The 16,882-nt window shown below is 28.0% G+C and carries 15 protein-coding genes and 1 pseudogene; 11 read left to right on the forward strand and 5 right to left on the reverse strand.

Features of this window, described 5'->3' with window-relative positions; genetic code table 11:
- Positions 1-96: 96 nt before the first annotated feature.
- The 4 genes from QOR43_RS03150 to QOR43_RS03165 all read left to right on the forward strand — a co-directional run bounded on the left by QOR43_RS03150 (position 97) and on the right by QOR43_RS03165 (position 5,011).
- On the forward strand, positions 97-1,053 hold the full coding sequence (locus QOR43_RS03150; RefSeq protein ID WP_265133987.1) for a D-2-hydroxyacid dehydrogenase: 957 nt from the start codon (positions 97-99) through the stop codon (positions 1,051-1,053).
- Positions 1,053-3,152, forward strand: coding sequence for an ATP-dependent helicase (locus QOR43_RS03155; protein WP_265133986.1), 2,100 nt, complete (start codon positions 1,053-1,055; stop codon positions 3,150-3,152). Before QOR43_RS03150 ends, QOR43_RS03155 begins: the two co-directional genes overlap by 1 nt.
- Before the next feature lie 12 nt (positions 3,153-3,164).
- Positions 3,165-3,779 carry an anthranilate synthase component II gene (locus tag QOR43_RS03160; protein WP_265133985.1) on the forward strand — a complete coding sequence of 205 codons (615 nt, stop codon included), beginning with the start codon at positions 3,165-3,167 and terminating at the stop codon, positions 3,777-3,779.
- A 107-nt stretch (positions 3,780-3,886) separates the two neighbouring features.
- Positions 3,887-5,011, forward strand: coding sequence for an AAA family ATPase (locus QOR43_RS03165; RefSeq protein ID WP_265133984.1), 1,125 nt, complete (start codon positions 3,887-3,889; stop codon positions 5,009-5,011).
- 47 nt (positions 5,012-5,058) lie between these two features.
- On the opposite strand, the gene QOR43_RS03170 is transcribed toward QOR43_RS03165, so the two are convergent.
- From QOR43_RS03170 to QOR43_RS03185, 4 genes are all read right to left on the reverse strand, one after another.
- Complete coding sequence (locus QOR43_RS03170) at positions 5,059-5,364, reverse strand: nucleotidyltransferase domain-containing protein (RefSeq protein WP_265133983.1); 306 nt, start codon at positions 5,362-5,364, stop codon at positions 5,059-5,061.
- A 77-nt stretch (positions 5,365-5,441) separates the two neighbouring features.
- A complete protein-coding gene (locus QOR43_RS03175) occupies positions 5,442-6,626 on the reverse strand; it encodes a porin (RefSeq protein WP_265133982.1) in 1,185 nt (394 codons plus the stop codon).
- A gap of 215 nt (positions 6,627-6,841) precedes the next feature.
- A complete protein-coding gene (locus QOR43_RS03180; RefSeq protein ID WP_265133981.1) occupies positions 6,842-8,581 on the reverse strand; it encodes an ABC transporter substrate-binding protein in 1,740 nt (579 codons plus the stop codon).
- Positions 8,574-8,738: a Trm112 family protein gene (locus QOR43_RS03185; RefSeq protein WP_265133980.1), complete on the reverse strand. Its 165-nt coding sequence runs from the start codon at positions 8,736-8,738 to the stop codon at positions 8,574-8,576. The genes QOR43_RS03180 and QOR43_RS03185 overlap by 8 nt, the downstream gene beginning before the upstream one ends.
- 55 nt (positions 8,739-8,793) lie before the next feature.
- Between QOR43_RS03185 and QOR43_RS03190 the strand changes: the two genes are divergently transcribed.
- From QOR43_RS03190 to QOR43_RS03215, 6 genes are read left to right on the forward strand one after another with little or no spacing between them, the layout of a single operon-like run.
- Complete coding sequence (locus QOR43_RS03190) at positions 8,794-10,809, forward strand: two-component system sensor histidine kinase NtrB (RefSeq protein ID WP_265133979.1); 2,016 nt, start codon at positions 8,794-8,796, stop codon at positions 10,807-10,809.
- The gene (locus QOR43_RS03195) at positions 10,799-12,184 is read left to right on the forward strand and encodes a sigma-54-dependent transcriptional regulator (RefSeq protein ID WP_265133978.1); all 1,386 of its coding nucleotides are present in this window, start codon (positions 10,799-10,801) and stop codon (positions 12,182-12,184) included. The genes QOR43_RS03190 and QOR43_RS03195 overlap by 11 nt, the downstream gene beginning before the upstream one ends.
- Entirely contained in the window at positions 12,181-14,490 is a 2,310-nt protein-coding gene (locus tag QOR43_RS03200; RefSeq protein WP_265133977.1) for an endonuclease MutS2, read from the forward strand. Before QOR43_RS03195 ends, QOR43_RS03200 begins: the two co-directional genes overlap by 4 nt.
- Before the next feature lie 55 nt (positions 14,491-14,545).
- On the forward strand, positions 14,546-14,725 hold the full coding sequence (locus QOR43_RS03205; RefSeq protein WP_265133976.1) for a DUF2281 domain-containing protein: 180 nt from the start codon (positions 14,546-14,548) through the stop codon (positions 14,723-14,725).
- Positions 14,715-15,140, forward strand: a complete 426-nt coding sequence (locus tag QOR43_RS03210; protein WP_265133975.1) for a putative toxin-antitoxin system toxin component, PIN family — start codon at positions 14,715-14,717, stop codon at positions 15,138-15,140. Before QOR43_RS03205 ends, QOR43_RS03210 begins: the two co-directional genes overlap by 11 nt.
- A 39-nt stretch (positions 15,141-15,179) precedes the next feature.
- Positions 15,180-16,058, forward strand: coding sequence for an ROK family protein (locus tag QOR43_RS03215; RefSeq protein WP_265133974.1), 879 nt, complete (start codon positions 15,180-15,182; stop codon positions 16,056-16,058).
- Here the strand turns inward: QOR43_RS03215 and QOR43_RS03220 are convergent.
- Complete coding sequence (locus tag QOR43_RS03220; protein WP_265133973.1) at positions 16,049-16,393, reverse strand: 6-pyruvoyl trahydropterin synthase family protein; 345 nt, start codon at positions 16,391-16,393, stop codon at positions 16,049-16,051. The genes QOR43_RS03215 and QOR43_RS03220 overlap by 10 nt on opposite strands.
- Before the next feature lie 169 nt (positions 16,394-16,562).
- On the opposite strand from QOR43_RS03220, the pseudogene QOR43_RS03225 reads away from it, so the two are divergent.
- Positions 16,563-16,882 (forward strand): annotated as a pseudogene (locus QOR43_RS03225) (hypothetical protein); the annotation flags it as partial.

Genomic DNA, 16,882 nt, shown 5'->3' on the forward strand with positions numbered 1-16,882 from the left:
ATAATTACTTAAATATCAAGATTTTTGTATCCGAGGCTATAAATTAAAACTACACGATGGTATAATTTATTTATAAATTTTTTGAGGTAAGAAAAGATGAAGATAGCTATACTTGATGCTAAAACTCTTGGAAAGGATATAGATTTAAGCATATTTTCCGATTTTGGATATGTTGAAATTTATGATACAACTTCAAAAGAAGAAAGGATAGAAAGGGTAAAAGATAAAAATATAGTAATCACAAATAAAGTTATAATTGATAAAGAAGTTATTGATAATGCACCGAATCTAAAACTTGTGGCTGTGGCTGCTACCGGTACAAATAATGTAGATATAGAATATTGCAAACAAAAAGGAATAGCCGTTTGTAATGTTGCCGGATATTCTACAGAAAGTGTAGTCCAGCATACATTTGCTATGCTTTTTTATCTTCTTAATAATCTCAGATATTATGATGATTATGTTAAATCCGGTAAATATGCAAAAAGTGATATATTTACACATCTTGATAGACCATTTTATGAATTAAACGGAAAAATATTTGGGATAATAGGACTTGGAACCATAGGGAAAAGAGTAGCAGAAGTTGCATCTTGTTTTGGTGCTGATGTTATATATTACTCTACTTCTGGAAAAAATATAAATAATATATATCCATCGGTTGCCCTTGATGAGTTATTATCAAAAGCAGATATTGTATCTATCCATGCACCACTTAATGAAAAAACAAAAAATTTAATAACTTATGAAAAATTAAAATTGATGAAAAAAACAGCAATACTACTAAATCTTGGAAGAGGTTCTATTGTAAATGAAGAAGACCTTGCAAGAGCATTAGATGAAGATTTAATAAAAGGAGCCGGTTTAGATGTTTTATCGGTAGAGCCAATACAGCCGGATAATCCACTTTTAAAAATAAAAAATAAAGATAAATTACTGATAACGCCACATATAGCATGGACAAGTATTGAAGCAAGAAATAGACTTGTAAAAGAAATTTATGAAAATATTAAAGCATTTTTAAGAGGAAAAGAAAGGAACAGGATAGTATAATGGATATATTAAAAGGTTTAAATGAAGCCCAAAAAGAAGCAGTATTGTATTTAGATTCACCACTTTTAGTTTTAGCCGGTGCCGGTTCAGGAAAAACAAAAGTTATAACCCACAAAATAGCATATCTTATGCAAAATGGTATAAACAAAATACTTGCAATAACATTTACAAATAAAGCAGCAAATGAAATGAAAGAAAGGGTTGAAAATCTCATAAAAAAAGAAAATCCATATCTTTGGATAATGACATTTCATAGCTTTTCAGCAAAATTTTTAAGATTTGAAGCAAAATATCTTGGATTAAAACCAAATTTTGCTATATACGATGAAGAAGACAGCAAAAAAATCCTTAAAGAAGTTTTAAAAGAACTAAATTTAGATACACAAAAATTAGAGTTATATAAAGATAAAATATCTAAAATAAAACAAGATAACAATCCGGATTTATTTATGATTTATAACCTAACGGTGCCAATGTTAAAACCGGTTTTTGAAAAATACCAAGAAAAACTTGAAGAAAATAATGCATTAGATTTTGATGATTTACTTATAAAAACTGTATATTTTTTAGAAAATGATAGGGATTTATTATCAAAATGGCAGGCAAAATTTGATTATATACTTGTAGATGAATATCAAGATACAAATGTTATACAGCATAAATTATTAAAACTTTTACTTGGGAATAGGACAAATATAACCGTAGTAGGAGACCCTGCCCAATGTATATATACATGGAGAGGAGCCCATCCGGAAAATATACTTAATTTTGATAAAGAATTTCCAAACACAAAAATTATAAAACTTGAAAAAAATTACCGCTCAACAAAAAAAATATTAAATATAGCCAACAAAGTAATATCAAAAATATCAAACAGATGGAAAGATAAAGTTTTAACCCTTCATACAGATAAAGAAGAAGGAGAAGAAATAATAATCCATAAAGCAATATCAGAAAAAGAAGAAGCAAGATATATAGCATCAAGAATAAAAGAGCTGATTTCAAAAGGAAAAAATTATTCAGATATAGCAATATTAATAAGAATGAGCTTTTTATCAAGAAATATAGAAGAGGCTTTATTAAGGGAAAAAATACCTTACCAGATAGTAGCCGGAACAAGATTTTTTGAAAGAATGGAGATAAAAGATTTAATGGCATATATCAGATTGGCAGTAAATCCACAAGATTTTGCAAGCTTTGAAAGAGCTATCACAACACCACCAAAAGGTATAGCAGACAAAACCCTACAAAAAATAAAAACATATTATAAAACAGATTGGATACAGGCATTAAAAGATTTTATTATTAATGAAAAGAAAAAATCAAAAATAAGAGTTAATGCAGAAGAGTTTATATCGGTTATGCTTTTTATAGAAGAAAATTTGAATAAACCTTCTTATCTTATAAAACAGTTATATCAGATGATAAATTATGAAGATTATCTGAAAGAACATTATCCAAAAGATTATGAAGATAGAAAAGAAAATATTAATGAGTTATTTAGGGTATTTGAAGAGGTAGAGAAGCAAAATAAATCTATTGAAGATTTTCTTGAAGAAACAACATTGCAATCAGCACAGGATAATTTAGAAAATTCGGATAAAGTGAAAGTTATGACAATACACGCATCAAAAGGACTTGAATTTCCGGTAGTTTTTCTACCTTCCCTTGAAGAAGGCATCTTTCCGGCAGGTAAATCCCTATATGACAAGACCCAGCTTGAAGAAGAAAGAAGATTATTTTATGTAGCAGTAACAAGAGCAAAAGAGATATTATTTTTATCTTATGCAAAAAATAGAGCCGGATTTTCTGCCTTTAAAAGCTTTGAAACCAAGCCTTCAAGATTTATAGAAGAGATAGAAAAAAGCGGTCTTATAAAAAGTAGCAAACCAAAAACAGAAAAACCAAAAACTGAAAGGCAAAAAATTGAAAAACCACAGGTAAAAACAGAAGATAACCGAATAAAACAAGGAGATATTGTTTATCATGATATTTTTGGAAAAGGATTTGTAAAATCAGCAGATAATAAAAAAGCAGTTGTTTTATTTGAAAATCACGGAGAAAAAACTATATTATTAGAGTTTTTAAAGAAGAGGTAAGAGGTTGATAAAATGAAAATTCTTATGATAGATAATTATGATTCTTTTACCTACAATATAGTTCAATATTTTTATGAACTTGGTGTAGATGTAGTTGTTAAAAGAAATGATGAGATAACAATCCAAGATATAGAAGCAATGGATGATATAGATGCTATAGTAATATCTCCGGGACCATGTACTCCAAATGAAGCCGGAATATCCGTAGATGTAATTAAAAAATTTAAAGGGAAATATCCGATGCTTGGAGTATGCTTAGGTCATCAATCTATCGGTTCTGCTTTTGGAGCTAATATAATAAAAGCAAAATGCTTAATGCATGGCAAAACTTCTTTGATTTATCATAATCAGGAAGGAATATTTAAAGATATACCATCTCCATTTAGTGCAGTAAGGTATCATTCTCTTGTAATAGATGAGAAAACATTACCGGAAGATATAAAAATAACAGCAAGGTCAGATGATGGAGAGATAATGGCAATCCAACATACAAAATATCCAATATACGGCGTCCAATTCCATCCGGAATCCATCCTTACAGAATACGGCAAAAAATTATTACAAAATTTCATAGAACTTGCTTCACAGATAAAGAATGAACAAACTATAAAAAATCAAAATTTTTAAATTAGTATGAAAAAAGAATATGATTTTCAAAGGTTTTTGATATCTTTACAAAACTATCTTTTATACATTAAAATATTATACATAAATGTATAATACAGGTTTGTATAATGAAACATAGAGAAAAAAATCCTTTTTATTTTGGTGGTGTTGTTAGTAAAGAAGATTTTTGTAATAGAGAGAAAGAATTAGATGAATTGAAAAGAGATATATTTTCCGGCATCAACATACTTATATATTCTCCGAGAAGATTTGGAAAATCATCTCTTTTGCTAAAGCTAAAAGAAGAACTGGAAAATGAAGGGGTTAAAGTTATTTTTCTTGATTTATTTCCGGTTGTAGATGAGAAAGATTTTATTAATAGATATTTTGATAAAATTGTAAAAACATTAATATCAAAAAAAGAAAAGATTATCCAATCTTTAAAGGAACTTGTAAATCTTAACTTTAATATTAACTCTACAATCAAACCTGATGGAAGTATAACCTTTTCTATTTCCTTTTCTCCAAAAGAGAAAAAAACAGTTTTAAAAGAGATATTGGAAATTCCATTTGCATATGCAACTAAAAACAATACAAATGTTGTAATAATATTTGATGAATTTCAAGAAATAGAGAAGTTAGGATTAGAAAAAGAAATCAGAACCGTAATACAAAATCACGGTAGAAAAGTTTCTTATCTTTTCTCCGGAAGCAAAAAAAGTATTCTTACCCAGATTTTTTCCGATAAAAGTAGACCTTTTTATAAATCTGTTAAAAAGTTTCCTTTAAAGGAAATTGCCCTTGAAGAATGGATACCTTTTATCCAAAATAAATTTGAAAAAACCGGAAAAAAGATAGATGAAGAAATTATAAAAGAGGTTTTTTCATTATCAAGAGGTTTTCCTTATTATATTCAACATATCTGTTATGTTCTTTGGGAAGTTTCTAAGGAAAAGGTAAAAAAAGAAGATTTGGAATATTCAATAAATCTGGTTTTAGAAAGGGAAGAGGACTCTTTTTGGGAAGAATGGACAAATTTACCGCCAAGTCAGAAAAAAGCTTTGAAAATAATAATCTATACAAATGGTAAAAATATTTACTCAAAAGATATTCTCTTTGAGTTTGAGATTACTGCCTCACAACTAAAAAGAGCCATAGAACAACTTTTAAAAAAAGACATAATAACAAAGGAAAAAGATGGTTATCAGATTATAGACCCCATAATGGAATTGTGGATAAAGAGGAATTTTTAATCTGTTTAAATGAAGTTTTGCAATTTGGATATTTTCCTGTATGATGTTCAAATTAGAACTCCTTTTTCCTTGGCTTCTTTAAATATGCTTTTTTCTTTTGTGTATGGATTTTTTACTACTAAATCAACTTTTCTTTCTATTCCTTGGATTTCAAGTTTAGCTAAAAATTTTAGTTCATCTTGCAAGGATGTTTTTTTGTCTGTTTCTATAAAAATATCAATATCTCCACCTTTTTTATTCAAATCTGCCCTTGAGCCAAAAATATAAATTTTTACATTACTGCCAAATATATCTTTTGCAGTTTCCTTTATTATTTTAATTTCTCTATCCGATAGCCTAACTTTTTTTTCCATTTTTATAAACCTAATTAAAATAAAAAAGGCAGGGTCTAAACCCTGCCCTTGTATGGTAAAGAGAGTAGATACTTGGCTTAGAAGAGGAAGCCGAGTTCTACAGCTCCAACTGTTCTTGAAGTTTCTAGTCCACCATCGCTATTTATAAATACATAAGAATCTTGAGCACCTTCTTTTGTGCTTGTTCCTTTTGTATAAGTAAATTCAGCTCTTATAAATGTATTCTTTGTAGGATTGTAAGTTGGAGTAATTGTAAATGACCAAGCCGCTCTAGCATCAGATACAGCTAATGGAACTACCAAGAGAGAGTCTTGGTTATTTACATACTCAATTCTCACAGGAACTTGGAAATTAGCCAATGGTTTAACATTAGCACAAAGTGCAGTTCCCCACGCAGATTCGTTAAATCTTGCACCATTTACATATTTCAAGTTATCATCTGCATGGAAGTAATTAATATCTAATCCAAGAGATACTATGCCAAAATCTGTTCCGGCAGATGCAACATAAACATCTCTACCACCGGATTCATTATAAGCATGTAATCCAAGTTCAATAGGATAATTCATTACATTAATTTTTCCTGTTATACCACCTTCTACATAAGATTTAGCATAACTTGGTAATAAAGCTTCATAAACAGGAGCCATTAATTGGTTATCTACTTTACCTGCTCCGGCATATACTTTTACTATGCCTGCATCATAAGTAGCTCTTGCACCGGTCATAACAACAGGTTGAGCAGTAAAGAGTATTCCTCTATTGATATGTGGATTTAAGATAGTAACAGGTTTTTCACCGAAGTTTTGCCAGAGTAAACCGGCATCAATAGATAATCCTGCAACAGGCATGTAAGTTACATAAGCAAGCCAAGGTTTGAAAGTAGTGGTATCACCATGTCCGACAAATTGTGTTCCAACTGTATTTTTGCCATTTACAACATCAGAGCTTGCAATTACTGTTGGGACTTCAAAAGATGCAAATACTGCTGTTACACCAATATCGCCGGCATTTTTAGCAGGTTTTGTTAAACCTACTGCAAAAGTGTTAACAGAGAAAGAATCTTTTTTGAAATCTGGGGTTCTTACTAGTTTACCATCTACATCATATGCATTTAACAAATGGTCATTGTTTTGGAGGTTGTATCCTGTTGATACACCACCAAAGAGTGTTAAATCTGTGTTTGCTACTGTAATTTGTCCTGCATTTGCAGCAGATACAGCTAAAAGTCCTGCCGCTGCTAAACCTACTACTTTCTTCATGATAATACCTCCTTAAAGAATTTAATTTTCCATAATATTAGCACTTTTTATGACTTTTGTCAAGCTTTTTTTAAATTTTTCAATCATATTCAATTTTCATTAATTATATATGCAACATCTATGCCAATTCTTAATAACGAAAAATCAACTTATTTTCTGACATAGCTTTTGCATTTTTGCAAAAAATCATTGCAGATTTGCAAAAATAATATAATTTAAGGGATAAACATATACTCATCTTTATACCAGCCCCATACGGTTGGAAATACATTTTTAAATTTATTTTTAACTGCTACGAGTTCTTCCGGTGCTGCTATAAAAATCATAGGTTGCTGCTGCCCTATTATTTTAAATGCTTCTTTATATAGCCTGTCCCTTTCTTTCTGATTTAGCTCGGTAGAGGCTTTTATAAATAGCTCATCTACTTTTGCTTCCCAGTCGGTAGCCGGTTTTTTCTGTTTTGGATTCCATAGATGCATATGTCCGCTTGAAAGCCAAACATTTTGTCCAAAATATGGGTCTAATGTTCCGGTCAAGCCTATAATAACTGCATCCCAATCACCGGAAGACATTAGCTTGGATACAAGATTGTTAAAATCAATTGCCTGAAAATTAACCTCAATACCTATTTTCTTTAAATCTTCTTTTAATATATTTCCTATTATTTCTCTTTCTTTACTTCCTGCATTTGTTATAAGATTAAAAGAAAGTTTATTTCCTTCTTTATCATATAAAAATCCATCTTTTCCTTCTTTAAAACCTATTGAAAGAAGTATTTCTTTTGCTTTTTTAAGATTGTATTCATACTTTGGATAAAAATTTTCATCAAATAATCTTCTTTCTGCCGGTGTTACAGCGGTATATAAAGGATATGCCAAGCCGTTGTAAGCTATATTTATTATTCCTTTTCTATCTACTGCATAAGAGATTGCCTGTCTGAATTTTTGATTTTGAAACCATTTTAATTTATATTTTTCAATAGGTGCATTTGGATTTTGATTAAAACATATAAATGTTGTTGAAGGTGTAGCCCCGAGATTGTATATAGTAAAATCTTTTTCTTTTGCTTTTGGCAATAATTTAGGTAAATCTGAAGGTCTAACGCCGTATATATCTATCTCTCCTGATAAAAATTTTACAAGGGCAACATCAGGGTCTTTTATTATTTGGGCTTTTATCTGTTTTATATAAGGAAGTGGCTTTCCTTCTTCATCCTTTTCCCAGTAATAAGGATTTCTTTCATATATAACCATCTGTCCGGTTATATATTTTGATAATTTATAAGCTCCTGTTCCGATTAATTTTTCCGGTGGTGTATTTACACTCCATACGCTTGTAAATGTATTATTTTTAACATATTCTTCAAGGATATGTTTTGGCAATATCGGTTGTGATACTGCATTTAAAAATGGTGCAAATGGTTTTGGAAGTATAAATTCTACCGTTTTATCATCTATCTTTTTTACAATAAATGGCTTTCCTTCTATGGTAAGTACATCTCTTGCAGATGTTGGAATATTTTTATTGTAATATATCTGATTGTATGTAAATACAACATCATCTGCACTCACCGGCTTTCCATCAAACCATTTTGCATCTCTTAAATAAAATCTCCATATTGTTCCGGTTTTATCTTTTTCCCATCTTTCTGCAAGGTCAGGCTCCGGCAGTAATGTTTTTACATCTGTTTTTGTAAGTCCATTAAATAATGCTCCTATAACCGCTGTTGAGCTTGTTTCTGTTGCCATCACCGGATTAAATGTTTTTGCATCGGAAGATAAAGCCCTTTGCAATAAATCAGTTTCTTTTCCTATTACTATATTAAATTCTTCCAGATTAACCTTTTTTATTACACTAAGATTTGAGCTATCGGAAGATGAAGATATAAAATAAACCGGTAAAAATAAAACAATTATTAATAAAAATGCCAAGCCGGTATAAATTAATTTATTCATCAATCTTTTCTGCTTCTTCTACAATTAAAATAGGTATATCTTCTACGATTTTATATTTTAATTTACAAGCTCTGCAAATTAAACAATCTTCTTTATATTCAAGCTCACCTTTACATTTTGGACATACAATTATTTCAAGTATTTCCTTATCAATCATCTTAATCCTCAAAGATGTTATAATTTTTAAAAATTATATTATATATCGTGGAATAATGGAAGTTTTAATTTTTATCTGGATAATATATTTTCTTATTGTTAAATTTATAGGCGGTGATTATAAAAATCATATTAGATTAATAGTTTCTTTTGCCATAATTTTAATCCATTATGCTCTCTACCTTATATTTCAAGAAAAATATATAAATATTTTCGGCAATAGTTTATTTATCCTTGTAAATCTTTTTTTGTTTGATTATCTAAACTATACACTACAAAAGAAAATAAAGCTTTTTGTTTTTAAATTTTTTACTTTATTATTTATATCAGAAATTATCTCTAATCTTTACAAAATAAATCTTTATAACATTCCATTTGTTTTATCTATCTTAGTTTTATCTTTTAGAAATTATAAATCTAACTTAGAGCTTGTTTTATGGAATATCACCTTAATAATAATAGCAGTTTCTTATTTTTATAATTTTTATTTTTATTATTTTTATGCTTTACTTACGCCTTTTTTTATTAAAAATCTTTTAGATACATATCAAGATACTTTAAAAAAAGAAGAAAGAGATTTTAAATTAAGAATAAGAAAAGAAATAGATTTTGAGATAAATAGGCAGATAGAAGATTTAAGAAATGAACTTGAAATTATATACAAAAAATTAAAAGAGATATTTAGATTAAGTTCTTTTACTATTAAAGAGTTTGATATAGATTCAATGCTTACTAAATTTTGCTCCGGTTTATTAGATTTAGGTTATACCGGCGTTTATGTTGTTGTTGAAAATATACAAAAAAAAGAAGGTTTTTTCCCGAATGTAAAAAGATTTCAAGAAGAGATTTTTCCAAAGCTAAATACATTACAGATTATAGAAGATAGATATATTGCCATTCCACTAAGTATAGAAGATAAAAATATAGGATATGTGGCAATCTACAAAAAAAATCCAATAGATATAAGCGAGATAGAATATCTCCAAATATATACAAATATCGTAACATCTGCATTAATGAAGATATTATATTTTACCCAGATGATAAAATTCAGAGATTTAGTATATAAAACCTTAGAATCCATTGATATAGCAGTTGCCATAACAGATAAAGATTTTAATATTGAATTTGTTAATGAATCATTCTTAAAAATGGCAGAAAAAAAAGAAGGCAGTATTTATGATATGATACCGGTTTTAAACCAATTTAGAAAAAATTTTGAAGATGCTATAAAAAATAAAACTCCTTTTGAAACCAAATTTTCTTCCCTTAGCAGAAAAGTTTATGAATTAAAACTTTTTCCTATTTTAACTCAGGATACAATATCGCAGGTGGTTATCTTAATAGAAGATATAACCGAAAAAGAAGAACTTGAAACCCAAATTATGCAAACGGAAAAGCTCGCAGTAATAGGAAGACTTGCTGCCGGTATATCCCACGAGATAAAAAATCCACTTGCAGCAATTTCCCAAACTGCCTTTTCTCTCAAAAGAAAAGCCATAAGAAATGCAAATAACTTAAAAGATAGTGTGATAGAAGCATCAGAAAGGATAGAAAGAAATATAAACAGAGCCACGGAAATAATTAATAGATTGCTTAATTTCTCAAAACCTTTTTATTCTAAGCTCGAAATTGTAAATCTAAAAGATTTATTGGAAGAAGCCATAAAACTTGCTTTAATCAAAGAATATGATGTAAAAATAATAAAAAATCTACAGGATATAAATATTTTGGCTGATAAAAATGCTTTACTACAAGTCTTTATTAATATTATAATAAATGCTATAGAAGCTACTAATTATAAAGGTGAGATTATTATAAAAAATTATAAAGAAAATAATAATGCTGTGATATCTATTAAAGATAATGGGGTAGGAATACCGGAAGATATTGTAGATAAAATATTTGAACCATTCTTCACAACAAAAGAAAAAGGCACAGGACTTGGATTATCTGTCAGTTATAGAATAATAAAAGACCACAGTGGAATAATAAAAGTAAACTCAAAGGTAGGAGAAGGAACTGAATTTTTAATAATCCTTCCCTTAGAGGTGGAGAAAAATGAACTATAAAGGTTATATTTTAGTTGTTGATGATGAAGAAGATATTTTATTTTCCATAAAAGAGATATTGGAAGATGAAGGATATAAAGTAGATATAGAAAGCTCTGCTGAAAAAGCAATACAGCTTGTAAAGGAAAATGATTATGATTTAGTCATATCAGATTTAAAAATACCAAAAATTACCGGAGATAAATTACTAAAAGAAGTAAAAAAGATAAATAAAAATATCTCATTTATTATACTTACTGCTTATGGAAGTATAGATGTAGCAGTATCTTGTATGAAAGATGGAGCTTTTTCTTTTTTAACTAAACCTATTGATTTTAATGATGAAATGGTTTGGAAAACAATACAGGAAGCTGTTGAAAAATCAAAACTTTTAAAAGAAAATGCAAAATTAAAAGAAGAGTTTTCTAAACAAAAGATAGATTTTATAATAACAAGAAATCCTCTTATGAAAGAGATAATAAATTATATACAAAAGATAGCAAATTTTGATTTTACGGTGTTGATATACGGAGAAAGTGGAACCGGAAAAGAGCTTATAGCAAGGGCTATTCACCAGCTTAGTAGTAGGAGAAATAAACCATTTTTAGCTGTAAATTGTGCTGCAATATCAAAAGATATAATGGAATCTGAATTTTTCGGAGTTAAAAAAGGAGTATATACCGGAGCAGATGAAGACAGAAAAGGCATATTAGAACAGGCAGAAGGCGGAACTGTATTTCTTGATGAAATATCCGAACTACCTCTTGATATACAAGGCAAATTACTCAGATTTTTACAAGATAAAGAGATAAGAAAAATAGGAGATGTAGTTTCTAAAAAAGTAGATGTAAGAGTAATAGCAGCTACAAATAAAGATTTAAAAAAATTAGTCCAAGAAGGAAAATTTAGGGAAGATTTATATTTTAGATTAGAAGGTTTAAAGATAGAAATACCACCACTTAGGGAAAGAAAGGATGATATACCGCTTCTTGTATATCATTTTATAGATAAATTTAATAAAAAATATATGAAAGAGATAAAAGGAGTTATGCCCGATGCATTAGAGGCATTTATAAAATATAAATGGGAAGGTAATGTTAGACAGCTTGAAAATGTTATTAATGAAGCATCTATTTTGGCAGAAGATTATATTGAAATGAAGCATCTTCCTGAATATATTAGAAATTATAAATCAGATGAAATTATTTTTGATTATAATCAAGCAAAAAAATATTATGAATATAAATTTGCCCAAAATTATTTTAGAACATTGCTTGCATATACAGAAGGTAATATTTCACAGGCAGCAAAACTTGCAAATATAGAAAGACAATCTTTACAAAAATTATTAAAGAAATATAATATAGACCCATCAGAATTTAGAAATAAGAGGTGAAGTTTTTGCGTTTAAAAGATTTAGAAAGCTTAGAATATTTTAAATTTTTACAACTTCTTTCTGAATTTACCGGTAATAAATTAACAAAAGAAAAGATATTAAATACAAAACCGGAAAAAGAAGAAAAAGTTTTATTGCAAAATATCCAAAAAACAGAAGAATTTCTGAATATAGTAAATAAAGAAGGATATTTTCCATTAACCGAGTATCCGGATATTACAGAAAGTTTAAAACTTTTATCTATTGAAGATAGTATTTTATCGGTGCAGGATATTATTGATATTGGAAATATTTTATTCATATCAAGACAGATTAAAAATTTCCTATCAAATGTTGAAAAAAATTATCTTTTAGATTTGTATAAAAAAATAGGAAGTTCAAGAGAGGTTGAAAAAATAATAAATGATACAGTAGATAAATCAACCAACTCAATAAAAGATAATGCAAGCACAGATTTATCAAGAATAAAAAAACAGATAAAAGATACGGAAAAAAATATAATCTCTATCCTTGAAAAAATACTCCATTCAAGGCAGTTTGAGGATATTATACAGGATAAGATAATAACAATTAGAAGAGATAGATTTGTTATTCCGGTAAAAACTAATTTTTCTTCCAAGCTAAAAGGAATTATTCAAGATAAATCTTCTTCCGGTCAAACATTGTATATAGAGCCAATTAATATAATTGAGCTAAATAACAATCTATCTAATCTAAAAATTGAAGAAAGCATAGAAATAAGAAGAATTTTGAAATTTATAACAGATTTATTAAGAGAAAAATATAATATGATAAAATCAAGTTTTGAAGCAATAATAGAGCTTGATTATCTATATACAAAAGTAAAATTTGCAAAAAAAGTTAATGCAGTATTTCCAAAAATATCAGATAAAATAAATTTAATACAGGCAAAACATCCTATATTTTTACTTAAAGAAAAAAATTTTAATCCAATAGATTTAATAGCTACAGAAAAAAGAGCCGTAATCATAACCGGTTCAAATACCGGTGGAAAAACGGTAGCATTAAAAACTCTCGGATTAAATGCATTATTACTACAATCAGCTATTCCAATACCGGTAGCAGAAGAAAGCGAAATACCGATATTTGATGGAATATATGCAGATATAGGAGATATGCAAAGCATAGAGCAAGATTTATCAACATACTCATCTCATATTATAAATATAAAAGAGATATTATCTTTAATTACAGACAAATCTTTACTACTACTTGATGAATTAATACCCGGCACTGACCCAGATGAAGCATCAGCAATAGGCATAGGCATTTTACATAAAATAAAAGAAAAAAAATCTTTTGCATTTATAACAACCCATTTCAAAAAAATAAAGATGTTTGCTTTATCAGATGATTATTTTGAAGTGGCTTCAGTTGGATTTGATTTGGAAACTTTAAAACCAACTTATAAACTTTATTATAAATCAGTGGGACAAAGTATGGCATTTAGTATTGCAAAAAGATTAGGTTTAGATGAAGAGATATTAAAAATAGCAGAAAATTATGTTGAAAATATAGATTTAAATAAAATGATAGAAGCATTAGAAAATTACAGAAAATTATACGAAGAGCAGTATTATCAATATTTAAAATTAAGAGAGGAATTTGAGAAAGAGAAAGAAAAATATAAAAAATTAAATGAAGAGCTTGAAAGAAAGAAAAAAGAAAAATGGAAAGAAGAACTAAAAGAAGCAGAAGAATTTATAAAAAATCTTAGAAAAGAAGGCTACCGGATAATAGATAGTTTAAAAGAAAAAGAGTTATCAGCAAGAGATTTAGAAAAATTTATAAAAATAAAAAAAGAACAGTTAAAAACAGCCTATCCGGAAGATAAAAATATACAGATAGAAGAACTAAAAGAAGGAGATAAAGTAAAAATAAAAGGTAAATCTCAGATAGGAGAGATAATAACAATAAGAGAGGATAAAGCAAATGTTAATTTCGGTGGCATTAAAATATGGATAAATTTAGATAATCTTGAAAAAGTAGAAAAAGAAGAAAAATCAAAATTAGATTTTAAAATAAAAAAAGATATAAAACCTATCCCTACCTACATTAATCTCATAGGTAAAACAAAAGAAGAAGCAATAAAAGAGCTTTCAGAATATATAGATAAAGCAGTTCTTCAAGGAATTTCTACATTTAGGATTATACATGGATATGGAAGTGGAATATTAAGAAAAGCCGTTAGAGAGTATTTAGATAACTTACCTTTTAAGGTAAGATATGAAGATGCACCTTATCAAGAAGGTGGTCTTGGAGTAACGATAGTTTATATAGAATAAGATAAAAATGATAATATATTATAAAAGAGGTAATAAATAATAAGAGGTTAAGATAATGCAAACCATAAACCTTAATGAACTTCCTGAAGAAGCTCAAAAAGAATTATTGGATTTCTATGAATTTTTACTTCAAAAGTATAAGAAAAAGAAAACAAAAAAGAAAATAGAAGAAATAATTCCGAGAAAAGTTAAAGAATTTACACCGATAAAAAGAGAAGAAATCTATGAAAGATAAAATATTCATAGATACAAATATTTGGTTATATGCTTTTATGGAACAGGATTTCAAAAAAACCTCAATAGCAAGAGAAATAATAGATAAAAATATGGAGCAAATTTGCTTAAGCACACAAATTTTAAATGAAATTTGCATTAATCTTTTAAAAAAAGCTAATTATTCAGAAGAAGAGATAAAAAATCTAATTAAAAACTTTGATGAAGTATATGAAATATATCCAATAAGAATAGAAGATTGTCTTAAAGCTTCAGAAGTTAGAAATAAATTTAATATTTCCTATTGGGATAGTTTAGTTATTGCATCAGCATTAAATAATGGATGTATTATTTTATATTCAGAAGATATGCAACATAATCAAATTATAGAAAACCAACTAAAAATAATAAATCCTTTTTTAAATAACAAGGAATGAAATTTTCAAACATTAGAATTATATATTGAGGAGCAAGAGATGAAATATCTTGGATTGGATATAGGTGGAACATTTTTAAAATATATATTTAAAGATGGAGAAAATATTGAGAAAGATAAAATATATATAAGGGATTTTTTTGAAAAAAATGATTTAAAAGGTTTTATAGATATTTTAAATAAAGTTATATCTTTAAAAAATCCGGATAAAATTGGCATAGCAGTTGCCGGTCTTGTTGATAAAAAAAATAATAAAATAACAAACTCTCCTAATTTAAAAATGATAGAAAGTTTAGATTTATCCGAATATATTCAGACAGATATAATTATTGAAAATGATGCAAATGCTGCTGCTTATGGAGAGTATAAATACGGAATTGGAAAAAATAGCAATATTTTTATATGTCTTACCCTTGGAACAGGACTTGGTGGTGGTGTTGTAATAAATGGAAAACTTATTTCCGGAGTTTCCGGTAGTGCTATGGAAGTAGGGCATATTACGGTAGAAAAAGATGGATGGATTTGCCATTGTGGAAGAAAAGGATGCCTTGAAAGTTATGTATCTTCTTACGGACTTGAAAGATTTTATTGCTTATTGACAGACAATAAAAAAAGCTCTTTTGAGATAATAAATCTTGCAAAGGAAAAAGATATAAATGCAATTAAATCAATAGATTATTTTACAGATTATTTATCTATCGGTATTATGAATTTAACCCATATATTTAATCCGGATATAATAGCAATAGCCGGCGGAATTGTAGAAAATTATCCTGATATTATAAATATAACAAAAGAAAAAGTTAAAAATCTTATATTTCCTTTACCACTTAGGGATTTAAGAATTGAGATAGCAACTTTGGGGGAATATAGCGGAGCTTATGGGGCTTTGGCAATAGCTCAAGATTACTATTCATAATATTCTGCTCCACCATATTTTGTTTCCCATACAACTACTTTTTGCAATGTAGGATATTTTTCTTTTATTTTATCATACAAATATTTTGCTACATTTTCAGCACTTGGAGAAAAATCATAAATATCATTCATACATTTATAATCCGGTAGTATCTCATCCAAAAATTGCTGGATTTCTATAAAATCATATCCCATTCCACCATTATCTAATTTATCTGCTCTTATATAAAGCTCAACTTCCCAAGTATGTCCATGTAGTGGCTCCGGTGACCCGTGATAATCTGTCAAATAATGTGCTGCGTTAAACTCTCTTCTAACCCTAACTATATAAGGCATCTTCTATATCTCCTTTAAACTGATTTTACTCATACTCAACTATATTTATTTTCGGTAAAATTTTTAAAGAATTTAATTTTAGGAGGTAAGAGGTTCAAAATCTATAGACAATTATTGACGAAAAAGAAATTTATGCTATAATGTAACTTGAATATTAACGGTGAAAAAAATGAAAATCCATAAAACACTACTGCTTAAAATATATGAACCTAATAAAGCAAAAAGAGAATATTTAGATAATATCATCAATGTATATGCAAAAACATTGAATTTTTACCTTGATGCTATAAAAAATCTCGGAATGTTTTATATTGCAAGTTTAGATAATAAACAGGCTCTAACATATTTAGAATATCAAACTGTTAAAACATCTACTCATCCAAATCCTAAATACCCTATTTTTGATGGAGTGCAAACAAATATAAGAAGAAGTGCTATAAATAAAGCAGTAGGAATGGTTAAATCTTATCTATCTAACCTTTATAATTG

Origin of the sequence: Venenivibrio stagnispumantis (genome assembly GCF_900182795.1) — a bacterium.
In the GTDB taxonomy this organism is placed as follows: Bacteria; Aquificota; Aquificia; order Aquificales; family Hydrogenothermaceae; genus Venenivibrio; species Venenivibrio stagnispumantis.